Genomic DNA, 15946 nt, shown 5'->3' with positions numbered 1-15946 from the left:
GGGCGGGCGCCCTTCCGTACGCGGGGCGAGCGCCCCTTCGTGCGCGGGGCGGGCGCCCGTGGTGGTGCGCGGGAGCGGGCGCGGCTCGGTGCCATATGCGCGTACGTGGGGCGGGTGCCGCTCCGTGAGACGCGTGAGCCATGCCACGTACGGGCCATTAGGGTGACGGTATGTCGGCGATGCGCTACACCTATCTCGGCCCCGAGGGCACCTTCACCGAAGCCGCCCTCCGTACGCTCCCGGAAGCGGCCACCAGGGAGCTCGTCCCGATGGTGTCCGTGCCGGCGGCGCTTGACGCGGTCCGCAACGGCGATGCGGCGGCGGCACTGGTGCCGATCGAGAACTCGGTCGAGGGCGGCGTGACGACCACCGTCGACGAGCTCGCCAAGGGCGAGCCCTTGATGATCTACCGCGAGGTCGTCCTGCCGATCGCCTTCGCGCTGCTCGTGCGGCCCGGCACGCAGCTCAAGGACATCAAGACGGTGACCGGTCACCCCGTGGCCCAGCCCCAGGTCCGCAACTGGCTCGCCGCGAACCTCCCGGACGCCCTGTGGGAGTCGGCGGCCTCGAACGCGGACGGCGCGCGCCTCGTCCAGGAGGGACGCTTCGACGCGGCCTTCGCGGGCGAGTTCGCGGCGGCGACGTACGGCCTTGAGCCCCTGGTCAGCGAGATCCACGACGCGGCGACCGCAGAGACCCGGTTCGTCCTGGTCGGCCGCCCGGCCCGCCCCGCGGCACCGACCGGCGCGGACAAGACGTCCGTGGTCATCTGGCTCGGCGACGACCACCCCGGCGCCCTGCTCGAACTGCTCCAGGAGTTCGCGGTGCGCGGCGTCAACCTGATGCGGATCGAATCGCGGCCCACCGGTCAGCGCATCGGCAATTACTGCTTCTCCGTGGACGCCGAGGGGCACATCACGGACCGCCGCGTGGGCGAGGCGCTGATGGGCCTCAAGCGGATCTGCCCGCAGGTGCGCTTCCTCGGGTCGTACCCGCGGGCCGGGGTGACGACCGATGACGTCCGTCCGCTGCGGCCGGGGACGACCGATGGCGAGTTCCTTGCGGCGTCGGACTGGCTGACGCAGTGCCAGGACGGCCGGTTCTGAGCAGTCTTACCTGCTGATTTACGTTGTCCACAAAGTTATCCACAGGCACGCTTCTCGACCTGGGGACAAGTCGACAACGAAGCATGACATGGTCGACAAATCGGCCTACAACCCACAAGTCCGTCCACAGTCGCGCACGTCACCCCTCGTCCACTCTTTTCCATTGATCAACTCTTTGGAGCGAACCATTTCCACTCGAAAGTGGGTGTGAGGGTGGTTTGGGACGGGAATCCTTCGTCGCGCATGCGGCTTTCGGAACGATCTCTTCCGGCATCCACAGATCTTTCGCACAGCCTGTGGATAACTTTCCCGAACGGGATATTCCTGTGGACAACCGGGGCCTCAAGTCCCGCTCCCCACAAGGGGATCGGGTCAAGAGGGCACGTCCCCTCTGCCCCATTTCGGGGAATGGGACCCTTTTCATTGACCCGGAACCCGTGAGTCCGGAACGGGCGGCGGCAAGCGCACGGCGACCGCTCGACGACCACCTGACGGCTGCCCGCCGACTGCCCGATGGCTCAATTCCGTCGCGCCGCTTTCGGGAATTCCCATTCCGGCAAATCACCTATAACGCCACAGAGTGGATTATCGAGTCGTGAGCCGGAACCGCTCGACGGTAGCCTGGTGGGGTGATTGACCTTCGCCTGCTCCGTGAGGACCCCGACCGTGTTCGCGCCTCCCAGCGCGCCCGTGGAGAGGACGTCGCGCTTGTCGACCTCCTGCTCTCCGCCGACGAGCGGCGCAGGTCGTCCGGGCTCCGCTTCGACGAGCTCCGTTCCGAGCAGAAGGCGCTCGGCAAGCTCATCCCCAAGGCCTCGGGTGACGAGAAGGCCGAGCTCCTGAAGAAGGCCGGCGAGCTCTCCGCCGCCGTCAAGGCGGCCAACGCCGCACAGGACGAGGCCGACGAGGAGACCAAGCGCCTGCTCGGGCAGCTGGGCAACCTCGTCCACCCGGACGTCCCGGTCGGCGGCGAGGAGGACTTCGTCGTCCTCGACACCATCGGCACCCCGCGCGACTTCGCGGCCGAGGGCTTCGAGCCCAAGGACCACCTGGAGCTCGGCGAGATGCTCGGCGCCATCGACGTCGAGCGCGGCGCGAAGGTCTCCGGATCGCGCTTCTACTACCTGACGGGCATCGGCGCCCTGCTCGAACTGGCCCTGGTGAACGCGGCGATCGCGCAGGCGACGGAGGCCGGGTTCATCCCGATGCTGACGCCCGCCCTGGTCCGCCCGCGCGCCATGGAGGGCACGGGCTTCCTCGGCCAGGCCGCCGAGAACGTCTACCACCTGGAGAAGGACGACTACTACCTGGTCGGCACCTCCGAGGTCGCGCTCGCCGGTTACCACATGGACGAGATCATCGACGCCGACAAGCTGCCCCTGCGGTACGCGGGCTTCTCGCCCTGCTTCCGCCGTGAGGCCGGCACGTACGGCAAGGACACCCGCGGCATCTTCCGCGTGCACCAGTTCGACAAGGTCGAGATGTTCTCGTACGTCGACCCGGCGGACGCGGAGAACGAGCACCAGCGGCTCCTGGAGTGGGAGAAGCAGTGGCTGACCGGCCTCGGTCTGCCGTTCCAGGTGATCGACGTGGCCACCGGCGACCTGGGCTCCTCGGCCTCGCGGAAGTTCGACTGCGAGGCGTGGATCCCGACGCAGGGCAAGTACCGCGAGCTGACCTCCGCGTCGAACTGCGACAGCTTCCAGTCGCGCCGTCTGTCGATCCGGATGCGCGACGAGAGCGACGGCAAGAAGGTGACGCAGCCGCTCGCGACGCTGAACGGCACGCTCTGCGCCGTCCCGCGCACGATCGTCGCCCTCCTGGAGAATCACCAGCAGGCCGACGGCTCCGTGTGGGTGCCCGAGGTACTGCGTCCGTACCTGGGGGGACGAGAGATCTTGGAGCCCATCAACAAGTGAGCCACCCTGCTCCTGCCACACCGTCCTTCCCGTACAAGCTGGTCGCGACCGACCTCGACGGAACGCTCCTGCGCTCCGACGACACCGTCTCGGCGCGTACGCGCGACGCGCTCACCGCGGCCACCGCGGCGGGCGCCGCGCACATCATCGTCACCGGCCGTGCCGTGCCCTGGACCCGGCACATCCTCGACGACCTGGGCTATGACGGCCTGGCGGTGTGCGGGCAGGGCGCGCAGGTCTACCACGCGGGCGAGCACCGGCTGCTCACGTCGGTCACGCTCGACCGGCAGCTCGCGGGCCTCGCCCTGGCCAAGATAGAGGCGGAGATCGGCCCGCTGGCGCTGGCCGCGAGCCGTGACGGCCTCGACGGCGAGGTGATCGTGGGTCCTGGGTACGCGGTCCAGGACGGCCCGCTGCCCGCTGTCCCGTTCACCGATGTCGCCGAGCTTTGGTCGGCTCCGCTGAACAAGGTGTACGTCCAGCACCCGGGCCTGAGCGACGACGAGCTGGCCTCGGTGGCGCGTCAGGTGGCGGGCGGTCTGGTCGGCGTGACGATGGCCGGCGAGGGCATCGTCGAACTGCTTCCCCTCGGCCTCTCCAAGGCGACGGGCCTGTCCCTCGCGGCTCGCCGCCTGGGCGCGAAGGCCGCGGACACGATCGCCTTCGGGGACATGCCCAACGACATCCCGATGTTCGGCTGGGCGGCACATGGCGTGGCGATGGCCAACGCCCACGAGGAACTCAAGACGGTGGCGGACGAGGTGACGACGTCGAACGAGGACGACGGCATCGCGGCGGTGCTTGAGCGGTTCCTGGCCTGAGGAACGTGGCCGGCGCACTGGCATGGCCGACACACTGACGTAGCCAACACGCTGACATAGCCAACGCACTGGAGCCGGGCACCGAGAGATTCGGTGCCCGGCTCCGGTGCGACGTTGGGTGGGCGGCCCGCGCAGCGAAGTGCGCGCTCGAAGCGGCCGCCCCGGGCGACTCTCCCGTGGGCGGGGCTCTACGGAGTGAGTAACTACTCCGAAGCCTGCCGCGGGCTGCCCTGCCGGGAACTCGACGGACTGGTGATGGACACGTCGGCTCCTCTCCCGGTAAGCGGGCGCCAGGCTCGTGGCGCGGTGACACAACTACTGTGCCCTCGTCCCGAATTGCCCGCCACTGAATTAATCACTCCTCCCCGGCCAGCGTCAGCGACCGCAGCTTCTGCCCGGCATACCACGTGGCGAGGACCGTGACGCCGACGAGGAGCACCGTGGCGACCGGGAGGCCGACGTCCGAGGTGACCAGGTCGCCGCCCGCGGTCTTCTGGGCGACGGCGAGCGACCACTGCTGGACGCTGAGCGTGCGCGCCCCGGCGACCAGCGATCCGAAGAGCGCCTCCCACACGAGGGCGTAGACCAGGCCGAAGACCACCGCGTGCCGGGTGATCGTGCCAAGGAGCAGGAAGAGCGCCGCGTACGCGATCGAGGCGACCAGGGCGGCGATGGTGTAAGCCACCGCGATCTGCTGGCCGTTGCCGTTCAGGATCATGCCCGCGATGAAGGTCGGGATCGCCGAGAAGGCCATGGTCACGGCGATGGCGACGGTGAGCTTGGTGATGATGATCGTGGGGCGCTTGACCGGCTTGGAGAGGAGATAGACGACGGAGCCGTCGTCGATCTCGGGGCCGATGGCTCCGGTGCCCGCGATGACGCCGATGATCGGCACCATCGTGGCGAGCGCGAAGCCGCCGAGCAGGTCGGAGGCGACCTGGTCGTCGGCGCCGCTGAATCCGCGGACCGCGGCGGAGATGACGATCAGCAGGACGGGCAGGGCGAAGAGGATCAGAGCCCGGCGGCGGCCGAGCAGGGCCCGGTAGGTGAGCCGGGCGACAGTGGGGTCGTACACGATGGCTCCCTTCAGGCCGCGACGAGATAGGAGAAGACCGACTCGAGGGACTCGTCCGAGGGCGAGACCGTCAGGAGCCGGATGTCGTGATCGCGGGCGATGCGTGGCAACAGGGCGGTGAAGCGCCCGAAGTCGATGGCTTGGATGCGCAGGGCGCCTTCCTTGAGGTCGACTTCGATTCCTGCCGTCGACGGGTCTGCGATCAGGGCGGCGGCCAGGGCGCGGTCGTCGCTGGAACGCACCAGATAGCGGTGCGGGCGGTCGGTCATCAGGCGGCGGATCTTGCGGAAGTCGCCGCTCGCGGCGTGCCGCCCTGCCACGATCACCTCGATGTGCGAGGCCAGTTGCTCGACCTCTTCGAGGATGTGCGAGGAGAACAGGACCGTGCGGCCCTCGTCTCCCATGCGCCGCAGCAGGTCCATGAGCTGCATGCGCTGACGGGGGTCCATGCCGTTGAACGGCTCGTCCAGCAGGAGCACGGAGGGTTCGTGGACGAGGGCGGACGCCATCTTCACGCGCTGGCGCATGCCCTTGCTGTACGTCGAGATCTTGCGGTCCTGCGCGTACTCCATCTCGACCGTGGCGAGGGCCTTGTGCGCGGCCCGCTCGTCCAGGCCGTGCAACTCGGCGTTGGCAACGACGAATTCACGTCCGGTGAGGAAGTCGTACATCGCCTCGCGCTCGGGGACGATGCCGATCTCCTTGTAGATCTGTTCGTTGCGCCAGATCGGCTTGGCGTCGAGGGTGACGCTGCCGGTGGAGGGGGCGAGGAAGCCGCCCATCATGTTGATGAGGGTGGACTTTCCCGCGCCGTTCGGGCCGAGGAGGCCGGTCACGCCCGGGCCGACGTTCATCGTGATGTCGTTGACCGCCACCACGTTGCCGAACCAGCGGGAGGTGTGGTCGATGTTGATGGCGCTCACAGCCCGACCTTTCGGTAGCGGCGCAGCAGTGCGCCGTAGCAGCCCGCGATGAGGGCGAGGACGACGATGACGTAGACCACGCCCGTGCCGGACGAGGGGCCTTCCCCTCCGGGGAAGGCGGAGGTCGCGCCGAGGAAGGCGGTCTGTACGCCGTCGATGAGCGTGATCGGCGAGAAGAGGCCGAGCCAGGCGATGGCGTCGGTGCTGCCCTGTTCGTAGGCGATGGCCTGGACCGTGGACACCGCTCCGTAGCTGATGGTCAGCACGGCGATGACGGCGGCGATCCCGAAGCCGCGGCGGGGTGTGATCGCCGAGATGACGAGCGCGATGCCGGAGAAGAGGAGCGAGAGCAGCGCCACGGAGACGAGCCCCTGGGCGAAGCCCTTCGTCTGGTCCGCGAAGTCGAGCTTGGCGAGCAGCGCGCCGACGTAGAGGACGAGCAGCGGTGCGGCCGTGAGCACGAAGAGGGCGGAGGCCATCGCCGCGAACTTGGCGCGTACGTAGTCGCTGTGCTCGATGGGGCGGGAGAAGTAGAGGGGGACGGTCTTGAAGCGGAGGTCGCGGGAGACCGTCTGGGGGGCCTGGGCGGCCAGATAGAGACTGATCACTGCCTGCAGCACGATCGCGTAGCGGGTGTAGTCGAGGGGGAGGTCGTTCGCCTTTGTCGTCACGGCGACCGCCACCATGATCGCGGCGGGGACGCACATCACCGCGAAGAGGATCATGGGAAGGACCTTGGACTTGGCCGAGCGGCCGAGGCCGTACGCCCCGCGCAGGCTCTGGGAGAAGAGTGAGCGGCGGGCATAGGCGCGGCCCAGGCGCGCTCCGTCGTACTTGCGATAGCCGATGTTGTGGATCTGGGTCTGTTCGCCGGCGTGTGCCGGGGGCTGCTCAACCGCCATGGCGGACCGCCTCCTTCCGCGCTTCCTGGTCGGACTGCTTGGACTGCTTGGACGGTTGAGGCTGTCCGGACGGCTCGGGCTGCTCTGCCTGCTCGGACTGGAAGACCTCCGCGATGTGGTGCCTGCGCTGTTCCATCCGGACCAGGCCGAGGCCGAGGTCCGCGACGAGATCACGCACCAGGTCGTACGTCTCTTCGCCGACCGCTTCGAGCAGCACGGTGTGCCCGGCGCCGGGCAGGCCGCTTCCCTCGTGGGTGGCGACCCCGCGTCCCTGCAGCGCCTCACGGAACACCTGGGTGCCGTCGGGGTGTTCGTCGGTGTCCGTCACCTCGACGGCCAGCGTCGTGGTGGTCTGGGTGAAGTCGGTGGTGGAGCTGGACCGCAGGAGCTTGCCGCCGTCGATGACAACGACGTGGTCGCAGGTGCGCTCCAGCTCACCGAGCAGGTGCGAGGTGACGAGGACGGAGATGCCGAAGTCCGTGTGGACGCGGCGGATGAGGCCCAGCATCTCGTCACGGCCCACGGGGTCCAGGCCGTTGGTCGGCTCGTCCAGGAAGACCAGGTCGGGGTCGTGGACGAGGGCCTGCGCGAGTTTCACGCGCTGCTTCATGCCCGTCGAATAGCCCCCGATGGGGCGATAGCGCTCCTCGTAAAGACCGACGTGCCGCAGGGTGTCCGCGGTGCGCTCGCGGGCCGCCGTGGGCGGCAGTCCCGACATGCGCGCCATGTGGACGACGAATTCGGTGGCCGACACATCGGGCGGCAGGCAGTCGTGCTCGGGCATATAGCCGACGCGCTCACGGATCTGGCCGCCACTGGTGGCGACGTCGAGGCCGAGCACAGCGGCGGTGCCCTCCGTGGCGGGGGACAGACCCAGCAGGATCTTGATCAGTGTGGACTTGCCGGCTCCATTGGCTCCGACGAGTCCGGTTACACCGGGCCCGATATCCATGGAGAGCCGGTCAAGCGCGGTCACCCTCGGGAACCGCTTGCTCAGGCTTTCGGTCGCGATCACAGTCACATTTCGAAGGTAGTGGCGCAGACCACATCAAGCGTCAGACCAGGGTGCTGTCCTCGCGTCACTCTCGGGTATTACGGGCCCGTAGGGGTCGTCCTGAGGTCGCCCCCTGGGGGATACCCCTTGGTCTACCCCGGAGTCCGGCCCGGCTCGTGCACAGCTATTGACGTAGCCGCTGAGCATTGTCACATTCATCAGTGTCAAGTTACGAACGCGTACTGCGATGGCCCGGACACGGACGGACGGTGGCATGACCTCAGCGGTGGCAGGTGAACTCTCCGCGGAACTGCGGGGGTTCAGGGAAGTGCAGACCCTCGCGTATGAATGCGCGGAGGCGGTCGCGGCTCAGCTCAAGCCGGGCTTGACCGAGCGCGAGGCGGCGCGGATGCAGCGTGAGTGGCTGCGGGAGCGGGGTGTGCGGGACTGGTTCCACCTGCCCTTCGCCTGGTTCGGGGACCGCACGGCGTTCGCGAACTTCCGGATACCGCTGCAGTTCTTCCCCACCAACCGCCGCCTCGAGCCGGGGATGCCTTTCATCCTCGACATGGCCCCGGTCTACAAGGGATACACGGCGGACATCGGCTACTCGGGCTGCCTGGGCCTGAACCCCCTGCACGACAAGCTGCTCTCCGACCTGGAGGCGCACCGCGAGCTGCTGCTGCGCGAGGTGCGTGAGCGTCGCACGCTGCGCGAGATCTATGAGGACGTGGACCGGCTCATGGTCCGCCAGGGCTATGCCAACCGCCATCGCGCGTATCCCTTCGGCGTCATCGCGCACAAGATCGACCGGGTCAAGGAGCGCCGCAGGTCGCCGCACGTCTTCGGCTTCGGCACGCAGTCCCTGAAGGGACTGGCGAGCGACGCGATCCATGGCCACAGGGACGGCTGGTCTCCGCTGTGGTCGCCGTACAAATTCTCCGACCACCCGCCCCAGCCGGGGCTCTGGGCGGTCGAACCGCACCTCGGATTCAGGGGTACGGGCGCGAAGTTCGAGGAGATCCTGGTCGTCACCGACTCCAAGGACCCCGAGCAGAGCGCGTTCTGGCTGGATGACGATCTGCCGCATGTGCGGCGCTGGGCTGAGGAGAGGGCCGCCGCATGAGCACCGAAGGAATCAGCAAGGGGATCGAGGGCGCCCGCGAGCGCTGGGTGCGCACGGGCGGAGTGGAGCTGTGCGTCGCCGAGCTGGGCGACCCGACACAGCCCACGGTGCTGCTCGTCCACGGCTATCCGGACTCCAAGGAAGTGTGGTCACAGGTCGCCGAGCGCCTCGCCGACCGCTTCCATGTCGTGCTCTACGACGTGCGCGGCCACGGCAGGTCGACGGCTCCGCAGCCGCTGCGCGGCGGGTTCACGCTGGAGAAGCTGACCGATGACTTCATGGCCGTCGCCGATGCGGTGAGCCCGGACAGGCCGGTGCATCTGGTCGGCCACGACTGGGGTTCGGTGCAGGCCTGGGAGTTCGTCACGGTCAAACGCACCGAGGGGCGCATCGCGTCCTTCACCTCGATGTCGGGGCCCTCGCTCGATCACTTCGGGCACTGGATCAAGAAGCGGATGACCCGGCCCACACCGCGCAAGGTCGGCCAGCTCCTCGGCCAGGGCGCCAAGTCCTGGTACGTGTACATGCTGCACACCCCGGTGCTCCCCGAGCTCGCCTGGCGCGGCCCCCTCGGCAAGCAGTGGCCGAAGATCCTCCAGCGCATGGAGAAGGTTCCTCCGGGCGACTATCCGACGTCGTCGCTGCCCTCGGACGCCGCGCACGGAGCATGGCTCTACCGCGACAACGTCCGCGCGCGGATGCGCAGGCCCCGCGCCGACGCCTACGCCCACGCCCCCGTGCAGCTCATCACGCCCTCCGGCGACATGTTCCTGTCGGAGCGGCTGTACGACGAACTGGAGCTGTGGGCCCCGCAACTGGTGCGCCGCAGCATCCCCGCCAAGCACTGGGTGCCCCGCACCCGGCCCGATCAACTGGCGGCATGGATCACCGACTTCGTCACCAGCAATGAGGACGGCGTGCCCGCGAACGACAGTGTGGCCACGGGCAAGCACGCCGATCGCTTCGGCGGCCAGCTGGTCCTGGTCACCGGCGCGGGCAGCGGCATCGGCCGGGCCACGGCCTTCGCGTTCGCCGAGGCCGGCGCGCGCGTGGTGGCCGTCGACCGGGACGCGGAGAGCGCGGCGCGCACGGCGGAGATGTCCCGACTGGTCGGCGCCCCCGAAGCCTGGGGCGAGACGGTCGACGTGACCGACGAGCAGGCCATGGAGAAGCTCGCCGAGAAGGTCGCCAGGGAGTACGGCATCGTCGACGTCCTGGTGAACAACGCGGGCATCGGCCTCTCCGGCTCGTTCCTCGACACGACCACCGAGGACTGGAAGAAGGTCCTCGACGTCAATCTGTGGGGCGTGATCCACGGCTGCCGGCTCTTCGGCAAGCAGATGGCAGAGCGCGGCCAGGGCGGCCACATCGTCAACACCGCTTCCGCTGCGGCGTATCAGCCCTCCAAGGCCCTGCCCGCCTACAGCACGTCCAAGGCGGCGGTCCTGATGCTGAGCGAGTGCCTGCGCGCCGAGCTGGCGGGCAAGGGCATCGGGGTCTCCGCGATATGCCCGGGTCTGGTGAACACGAACATCACGGCGACCAGCCACTTCGCCGGAGTCGACGCCGAAGAGGAGAAGCGCCGCCAGAAGAAGGCCTCCCGCCTGTACGGCCTGCGGAACTACCCGCCGGAGAAGGTCGCCGACGCGATCCTGCGCGCGGTCGTCAAGAACCAGGCCGTGGTCCCGGTCACCCCGGAGGCCCGCGGCGCCCACCTCATGTCCCGCTTCACACCCAAGGCCCTGCGTGCGATCGCCCGATTGGAGCCGCCGCTGTGAGCACGGAGAAGAGCACCGACACGAACACCGAGGAGCACTACACGATCGTTCCGCGCCGGGTCTCGTTCGACTGGGAGCGGACCCCGCTGCACTGGATACCGGACGAGCCCACCGCCACCCACGTCATCAATGTGCTGCATCTGCTTCTCCCGGCGGGGGAGAGGTGGTTCGTGAAGGTCTTCAAGGAAGGCCTTCCCCTGGTCACCGATGCGGTGCTGCTCAAGGACGTCAAGGGGTTCATGGGCCAGGAGGCCACGCACAGCGTGCAGCACGCGCATGTGCTCGACCACCTGGCGGCGCAGCGGCTCGACACCGCCGCCTTCACCAAGTACGTCGACTTCCTCTTCGAGAAACTCCTCGGCGAGAACCCGCCGTTGGGCGCGCCGATACCGACGCAGGAGTGGCTGCGCTTCCGCCTCGCGGTCGTCGCGGCGATCGAGCAGTTCACGGCGGTCCTGGGGAACTGGGTGCTGCACGCCGAGGGCCTGGACCAGGCGGATGCCGACGAGGTCATGCTCGATCTGCTGCGCTGGCACGGCGCGGAGGAGGTCGAGCACCGCTCGGTCGCCTTCGACATGTACCAGCACTGCGGCGGCGAAGGACTGTCCCGCTATGCGCGCCGCATCGCCGGCATGACGGTCACCGCGCCCGTGATGCTGTACCTGTGGGTCTGGGGCACCGCCTATCTGATGCGCCGGGACCCTCAGCTCGCGGGCCGTCTTCGCTACTCCCTGGGTGAGCACAACAAGGCGGTCCGGAAGGGCCTGCTTCCCACATGGCGGGAGCTCGGCACAGCCATACCCCGCTATCTGCGGCGGTCGTACCATCCCTCGCAGGAAGGCTCGCTGCGCAAGGCCGTCGAATATCTGGCGGAGTCACCCGCGGCGCGGGCCGCGGCCGCTGCGGTCGGCCGCGCGGCCATCGCCTAGCACGAGGGTTTACGGAGGCGGGGAGCGTGGACGAGCAGTCGGGCGCGGAACGGATGGCGGGACAGATGCCGGTGGAGCACCACGGCACGGACCACAGGCCGGTGGAGCACCACGACACCGAGCCCAGGCCGGTGGAGTACCGCATCGAGGACCTGGCGCACCACAGCGGCGCCACGGTCCGTACGATCCGCGCCTACCAGGACCGCGGCCTGCTCCCCCGGCCCGAGCGGCGCGGCCGGGCCAATGTGTACGGCGACGCGCATCTGGCCCGGTTGAGACAGATCGCCGATCTGCTCGACAGGGGCTACACCCTGGCCTCCATCAAGGAGCTGCTCGAAGCCTGGGACGCGGGCCGGGGGCTCAGCGGTGTCCTGGGGCTCGCCGCCGAGGTCGAGGGCCCGTGGACGGACGAGAAGGCCGACCGGATGACCCGGGCGGAGCTGGACGCGGCGTTCGGCGGCGATCCGGACGAGGCAGCGGTGGCCGACGCGATCGCGCTCGGCGTGCTCGAGCCCATGCCGGGCCGCGACGACGAATTCCTGGTGCCGAGTCCTCAAGAGCTGGCGGTTGCCGTGGAGTTGCACGCGGCCGGTGTTCCCCTGTCCGCAATATCCGGCCATCTCAGGGAGTTGAGAGGACAGGTCGAGCACATAGCGGCCCGTTTCCTGGAGTTCACGACCGAGCATGTCTTCGCGCGCTATCTCGGGCCTCACCCGCCGAGCGAGGCGGAGGCGGCGGAGGCGGCCGCTCTCGTGCGGCGCCTGAGGCCGCTCGCCCAGCAGTCGGTCGATGCCGAACTGGCCCGTGCGATGCGTCTCTTCGCCACCCGCCACCTCCAGCACCACCTCACGTCGGGGCAGCCCGCCCAGCGCACGAATGAGCCGCTTCCGGTGGCTCTTCCCGCTTCGACAATGCAGGCCGTCGAGGGGCTTGTTGGGCGTGAGAACGCTGCCGCGTTCATCTCCGCGGCCACTGAACGGGAAGTACAGGCCAGGACATTGGACTCACTTGCCGCAAGTCATAGAAATAGTGGATCTGTTGGCCAAAAGGCCTGAATCGCATGGTCGTTGTCCACAGAATCGCCAATTCCCCTGTGGATAACTGGACTTGGCTGTGGATCAAACCTGTGGACGAAAAGTGATGGATGAAAAGTCCGTGGACGAAAATCAAGTGCGGGGAGAACGGTTCGGAGCGAGGCTGAACGGATGAATAGAGAACCCCCCTCGGACGCGCCTTTGGACTCGCCTTCGGACGCGCCCTCCGACTTCCCCTCCGACTTCCCCTCCGGCTTCCCCTCCGACAAAGCGGCCACCGACCGGCGCACCGTGAAGGTGTCGAAGTACCTGTCAAAGCATCTGCGTCACGAGCCCGGGAGAATCGGACTCACTCTCGACGAGAGCGGCTGGGCGGAGATCGACGCCCTCATCGCCGCCGCGGCGGCGCACGGTTTCTGCTTCACCCGTGCCGAGCTGGAGCACGTGGTGGCCGTGAACGACAAGAAGCGCTTCGCCGTGGAAGGCGACCGGATCCGCGCCAGTCAGGGCCACTCCGTCGACGTCGACCTCAATCTGCCTCCGGCGACCCCGCCCGCGTATCTCTTCCACGGCACGGTGGCCCGCAATATCGCCGCCATCCGCGCCGAAGGCCTGCGGCCCATGAACCGCCATGCCGTGCATCTCTCGCCCGACCGCGAGACCGCGACCCGCGTCGGCGCACGCCGCGGGCGCCCCGTCGTGCTCTCCGTCGACGCGGGCGCGATGCACCGCGACGGACATGTGTTCCAGGTCAGCGCCAATGGAGTCTGGCTCACCAGCGCCGTGCCCCCTGGCTTTCTCCGCTTCCCGGACAAGCACTGACCAAGCACCCGCCCAAGCACCCGACCAAGCACCGGCCAGGCACCGGCCAGGCACCGAGCCAGCGCCGACCAGGAAGGACCGGGCGGGATCGGGCAGGATCGACGGGCATGGAGCATCTGCACAGCACCGAGGCCGCGCTCGCCGCACTCCGTGAGATCGCCCAGGAGTACGAGCGGGAGATGGAGATCTCGCACGACATCGGCGCCGACCAGACCTCGCGCCGCAGCTCGGTGGGCATCGGTGTGACCACCGACCCCGACGGATCACTGCCCCACGAGGCCTTCGTGGAATTCGGCGGCTCGCCCCGTCTCTCGGTCCGGCTCTACCCCGACGACGACGCGCTGATCACCGTCGAGGGCGTCGAATGCGCCGACATCCCGCGCGACCACGTGCCCCCGTTCCTGCGATCGGTCCTCGGCGGCCTCGCCCACGTGAAAGGACGGCGCTTCCCTCCCGACTACCACCTGATCGTGCCGCTGCCGGGCGACGAGACGCACAGGGAGTACATCCCGATGGTCGTCCTCACCCCCTGGCTGAGCAGCAGGTACCGCGGCTGAGCAGCAGGTTCCGCTGAAAGCCGGACCGGCCCGCGGGGCATACGCTCTGATACATGAGTTTGCGTCTGAGCACCGTGATCCTGCCTGTCCGCCGCTGGCACGAGGGCGGCAAAGAGCGTTGGCAGCGGGCCGAGGAGCTGGGCTTCCACACCGCGTACACCTACGACCACCTCTCCTGGCGGACCTTCCGCGACGGGCCCTGGTTCGGCGCGGTGCCGACCCTGACCGCCGCCGCGGCCGCCACCGACCGGCTGCGCCTCGGCACCCTGGTCACCTCGCCGAACTTCCGGCACCCGGTGACCCTCGCCAAGGACCTGATCACGCTGGACGACGTGTCCGACGGCCGGATCACCCTCGGCATCGGCGCGGGCGGCAACGGCTTCGACGCCACCGCACTGCTCAGGTCGGGCGAGGAGCCCTGGACCCCGCGCGAGCGCGCCGACCACTTCGGCGAGTTCCTGCCCCTGCTCGACCGTCTTCTCACCGAAGACGTCGTCTCGTACGAGGGCGAGTACTACTCGGCATCCGAGGTGCGGAACATCCCGGGCTGCGTCCAGCGCCCCCGGCTCCCCTTCGCGGTGGCCGCCACCGGACCGCGCGGCCTGAAGCTCGCCGCGCGCCACGGGCAGGCGTGGGTGACCACGGGCGACCCGAAGCTCTTCGAGAACGGCACCCCCGAGCAGTCACTTCAAGCCATCCGCGGCCAGGGCGAGAAGCTGGCCACGGCCTGCGACGCGATCGGCCGCGATGTCGCCGAGCTCGACAAGATCCTGCTCACCGGCTTCACCCCGGACCGCCCTCTCGACTCCTTCGACGCGTTCGTGGACTTCGCCGGCAACCACGCTGAGCTGGGGTTCAACGAAATCGTTCTGCACTGGCCGCTGCCGGGGACGGATTTCGCGGCCGACGAGAAGGTCTTCGAGCGGATCGCCACGGAGGCCCTGGTCCAGCTGGGAGGCAGCACAGCAGGGGCGTAATGGCACTCAAATGTGCGCCCCAGCGCACGCCCGTGCACGTATATGCGGGACAATCGATGGCGTGACCTCAGCTACCCCACGGCCCAGGACCCCGGCCGCCTCCGTCCCCCACCGGCCCAAGGCCCGGCTGATCGCCACGGACCTGGACGGCACCCTGCTGCGTGACGACAAGTCCGTGTCCGACCGCACCGTCGCCGCACTCGCCGCCGCCGAGCAGGCCGGGATCGAGGTCTTCTTCGTCACCGGCCGGCCGGCCCGCTGGATGGACGTCGTCAGCTCTCACGTCCACGGCCACGGCCTCGCCATCTGCGGGAACGGCGCCGCCGTGGTCGACCTGCACGACGGCTCGGGCGGCCATCGCTTCGTGAAGGTGCGCGAGCTGCGGCGCGAGGACGCGCTCGACGTCGTCCGACTCCTGCGCGCGGCGGCCCCCGGCACGTCCTTCGCGGTCGAGCGGACCGGCGGACTGCACCACGAACCGACGTACCCGCCCCTGCATCTGGAGCCCGGCGAGAGCATCGCCCCCGCGGAGAAGCTCCTCGCCGAGGACTCCGACAACGCGACCCAGCCCATCCTGAAGGTCCTCGCCTTCCACCCCGAGATCGCGCCCGACGACTTCCTCGTCATGGCCCGCGCGGCCGTGCGCGGCCAGGTCGAGATCACCCGTTCGAGCCCGAGTGCCCTGCTGGAGATCAGCGGCCCCGGCGTCTCCAAGGCCAGCACCCTGGAGCTGTGCTGCGCCGAGCGCGGCATCACGCCGGCGGAGGTCGTTGCCTTCGGGGACATGCCGAACGACATCGAGATGCTCACCTGGGCGCACACCTCGTACGCGATGGGCAACGCGCACCCGGACGTGCTCGCCGCAGCTTCGGGCCGCACGGTCGCCAACAACGAGGACGGCGTCGCGGTCGTCATCGAGCGGATCCTGAGCGAGCAACAGGAGCAGTAGGAGCTAGTAGACGGCGGCCGGAGTGGATCCGGTG

15 protein-coding genes are annotated in these 15946 nt (G+C 68.9%); 11 read left to right on the top strand and 4 right to left on the bottom strand.

The window, feature by feature from the left end; genetic code table 11:
* The first annotated feature begins 170 nt into the window (after positions 1 to 170).
* The 3 genes from pheA to AC07AG_RS24875 all read left to right on the top strand — a co-directional run bounded on the left by pheA (position 171) and on the right by AC07AG_RS24875 (position 3846).
* The gene (gene pheA / locus AC07AG_RS24885) at positions 171 to 1106 is read left to right on the top strand and encodes a prephenate dehydratase (protein ID WP_249588957.1); all 936 of its coding nucleotides are present in this window, start codon (positions 171 to 173) and stop codon (positions 1104 to 1106) included.
* Between the two features lie 629 nt (positions 1107 to 1735).
* Positions 1736 to 3025, top strand: coding sequence for a serine--tRNA ligase (gene serS, locus AC07AG_RS24880; RefSeq protein WP_478757749.1), 1290 nt, complete (start codon positions 1736 to 1738; stop codon positions 3023 to 3025).
* A complete protein-coding gene (locus tag AC07AG_RS24875) occupies positions 3022 to 3846 on the top strand; it encodes an HAD family hydrolase (RefSeq protein WP_361051433.1) in 825 nt (274 codons plus the stop codon). Before serS ends, AC07AG_RS24875 begins: the two co-directional genes overlap by 4 nt.
* A gap of 355 nt (positions 3847 to 4201) precedes the next feature.
* On the opposite strand, the gene AC07AG_RS24870 is transcribed toward AC07AG_RS24875, so the two are convergent.
* Genes AC07AG_RS24870 through AC07AG_RS24855 form a run of 4 tightly spaced genes read right to left on the bottom strand, consistent with a single transcriptional unit; the run spans position 4202 to position 7761 of the window.
* Positions 4202 to 4921, bottom strand: a complete 720-nt coding sequence (locus AC07AG_RS24870; protein ID WP_361051430.1) for an ABC transporter permease — start codon at positions 4919 to 4921, stop codon at positions 4202 to 4204.
* A gap of 11 nt (positions 4922 to 4932) precedes the next feature.
* The gene (locus tag AC07AG_RS24865; protein ID WP_478757747.1) at positions 4933 to 5844 is read right to left on the bottom strand and encodes an ABC transporter ATP-binding protein; all 912 of its coding nucleotides are present in this window, start codon (positions 5842 to 5844) and stop codon (positions 4933 to 4935) included.
* Positions 5841 to 6746 (bottom strand): ABC transporter permease, encoded by a 906-nt coding sequence (locus tag AC07AG_RS24860; protein ID WP_478757745.1) that lies wholly within the window; start codon positions 6744 to 6746, stop codon positions 5841 to 5843. Before AC07AG_RS24860 ends, AC07AG_RS24865 begins: the two co-directional genes overlap by 4 nt.
* A complete protein-coding gene (locus AC07AG_RS24855; protein ID WP_478757925.1) occupies positions 6736 to 7761 on the bottom strand; it encodes an ABC transporter ATP-binding protein in 1026 nt (341 codons plus the stop codon). Before AC07AG_RS24855 ends, AC07AG_RS24860 begins: the two co-directional genes overlap by 11 nt.
* Before the next feature lie 253 nt (positions 7762 to 8014).
* Here AC07AG_RS24855 and AC07AG_RS24850 point away from each other — a divergent pair, with 253 nt between their 5' ends.
* From AC07AG_RS24850 to AC07AG_RS24815, 8 genes are all read left to right on the top strand, one after another.
* Complete coding sequence (locus tag AC07AG_RS24850; protein WP_478757744.1) at positions 8015 to 8866, top strand: M24 family metallopeptidase; 852 nt, start codon at positions 8015 to 8017, stop codon at positions 8864 to 8866.
* Positions 8863 to 10644 (top strand): SDR family oxidoreductase, encoded by a 1782-nt coding sequence (locus tag AC07AG_RS24845; RefSeq protein WP_478757742.1) that lies wholly within the window; start codon positions 8863 to 8865, stop codon positions 10642 to 10644. The genes AC07AG_RS24850 and AC07AG_RS24845 overlap by 4 nt, the downstream gene beginning before the upstream one ends.
* On the top strand, positions 10641 to 11573 hold the full coding sequence (locus AC07AG_RS24840; RefSeq protein ID WP_478757740.1) for a metal-dependent hydrolase: 933 nt from the start codon (positions 10641 to 10643) through the stop codon (positions 11571 to 11573). The genes AC07AG_RS24845 and AC07AG_RS24840 overlap by 4 nt, the downstream gene beginning before the upstream one ends.
* Before the next feature lie 65 nt (positions 11574 to 11638).
* Positions 11639 to 12628, top strand: coding sequence for a MerR family transcriptional regulator (locus AC07AG_RS24835; RefSeq protein ID WP_478757924.1), 990 nt, complete (start codon positions 11639 to 11641; stop codon positions 12626 to 12628).
* A 150-nt stretch (positions 12629 to 12778) separates the two neighbouring features.
* Positions 12779 to 13429, top strand: a complete 651-nt coding sequence (locus tag AC07AG_RS24830) for an RNA 2'-phosphotransferase (RefSeq protein ID WP_478757739.1) — start codon at positions 12779 to 12781, stop codon at positions 13427 to 13429.
* A gap of 107 nt (positions 13430 to 13536) precedes the next feature.
* The gene (locus tag AC07AG_RS24825) at positions 13537 to 13986 is read left to right on the top strand and encodes a hypothetical protein (RefSeq protein WP_478757738.1); all 450 of its coding nucleotides are present in this window, start codon (positions 13537 to 13539) and stop codon (positions 13984 to 13986) included.
* A 53-nt stretch (positions 13987 to 14039) separates the two neighbouring features.
* On the top strand, positions 14040 to 14963 hold the full coding sequence (locus tag AC07AG_RS24820) for an LLM class flavin-dependent oxidoreductase (RefSeq protein ID WP_478757736.1): 924 nt from the start codon (positions 14040 to 14042) through the stop codon (positions 14961 to 14963).
* 61 nt (positions 14964 to 15024) lie between these two features.
* Positions 15025 to 15912: a Cof-type HAD-IIB family hydrolase gene (locus AC07AG_RS24815; RefSeq protein WP_478757734.1), complete on the top strand. Its 888-nt coding sequence runs from the start codon at positions 15025 to 15027 to the stop codon at positions 15910 to 15912.
* Positions 15913 to 15946: the final 34 nt, after the last annotated feature.

The sequence above is a fragment of the Streptomyces sp. NPDC044044 genome, from assembly GCF_056434405.1.
This window is presented reverse-complemented; position numbering and strand designations above follow the sequence as displayed.

What these genes read in the sequence shown, in the direction of transcription:
- AC07AG_RS24835 (WP_478757924.1), top strand. Translation starts at nt 11,639, where the DNA reads ATGCCGGTGGAGCACCACGGCACGGACCACAGGCCGGTGGAGCACCAC.
- AC07AG_RS24825 (WP_478757738.1), top strand. Translation starts at nt 13,537, where the DNA reads ATGGAGCATCTGCACAGCACCGAGGCCGCGCTCGCCGCACTCCGTGAG.
- AC07AG_RS24845 (WP_478757742.1), top strand. Translation starts at nt 8,863, where the DNA reads ATGAGCACCGAAGGAATCAGCAAGGGGATCGAGGGCGCCCGCGAGCGC.
- AC07AG_RS24860 (WP_478757745.1), bottom strand. Translation starts at nt 6,746, where the DNA reads ATGGCGGTTGAGCAGCCCCCGGCACACGCCGGCGAACAGACCCAGATC.
- AC07AG_RS24850 (WP_478757744.1), top strand. Translation starts at nt 8,015, where the DNA reads ATGACCTCAGCGGTGGCAGGTGAACTCTCCGCGGAACTGCGGGGGTTC.
- AC07AG_RS24830 (WP_478757739.1), top strand. Translation starts at nt 12,779, where the DNA reads ATGAATAGAGAACCCCCCTCGGACGCGCCTTTGGACTCGCCTTCGGAC.
- pheA (WP_249588957.1), top strand. Translation starts at nt 171, where the DNA reads ATGTCGGCGATGCGCTACACCTATCTCGGCCCCGAGGGCACCTTCACC.
- AC07AG_RS24820 (WP_478757736.1), top strand. Translation starts at nt 14,040, where the DNA reads ATGAGTTTGCGTCTGAGCACCGTGATCCTGCCTGTCCGCCGCTGGCAC.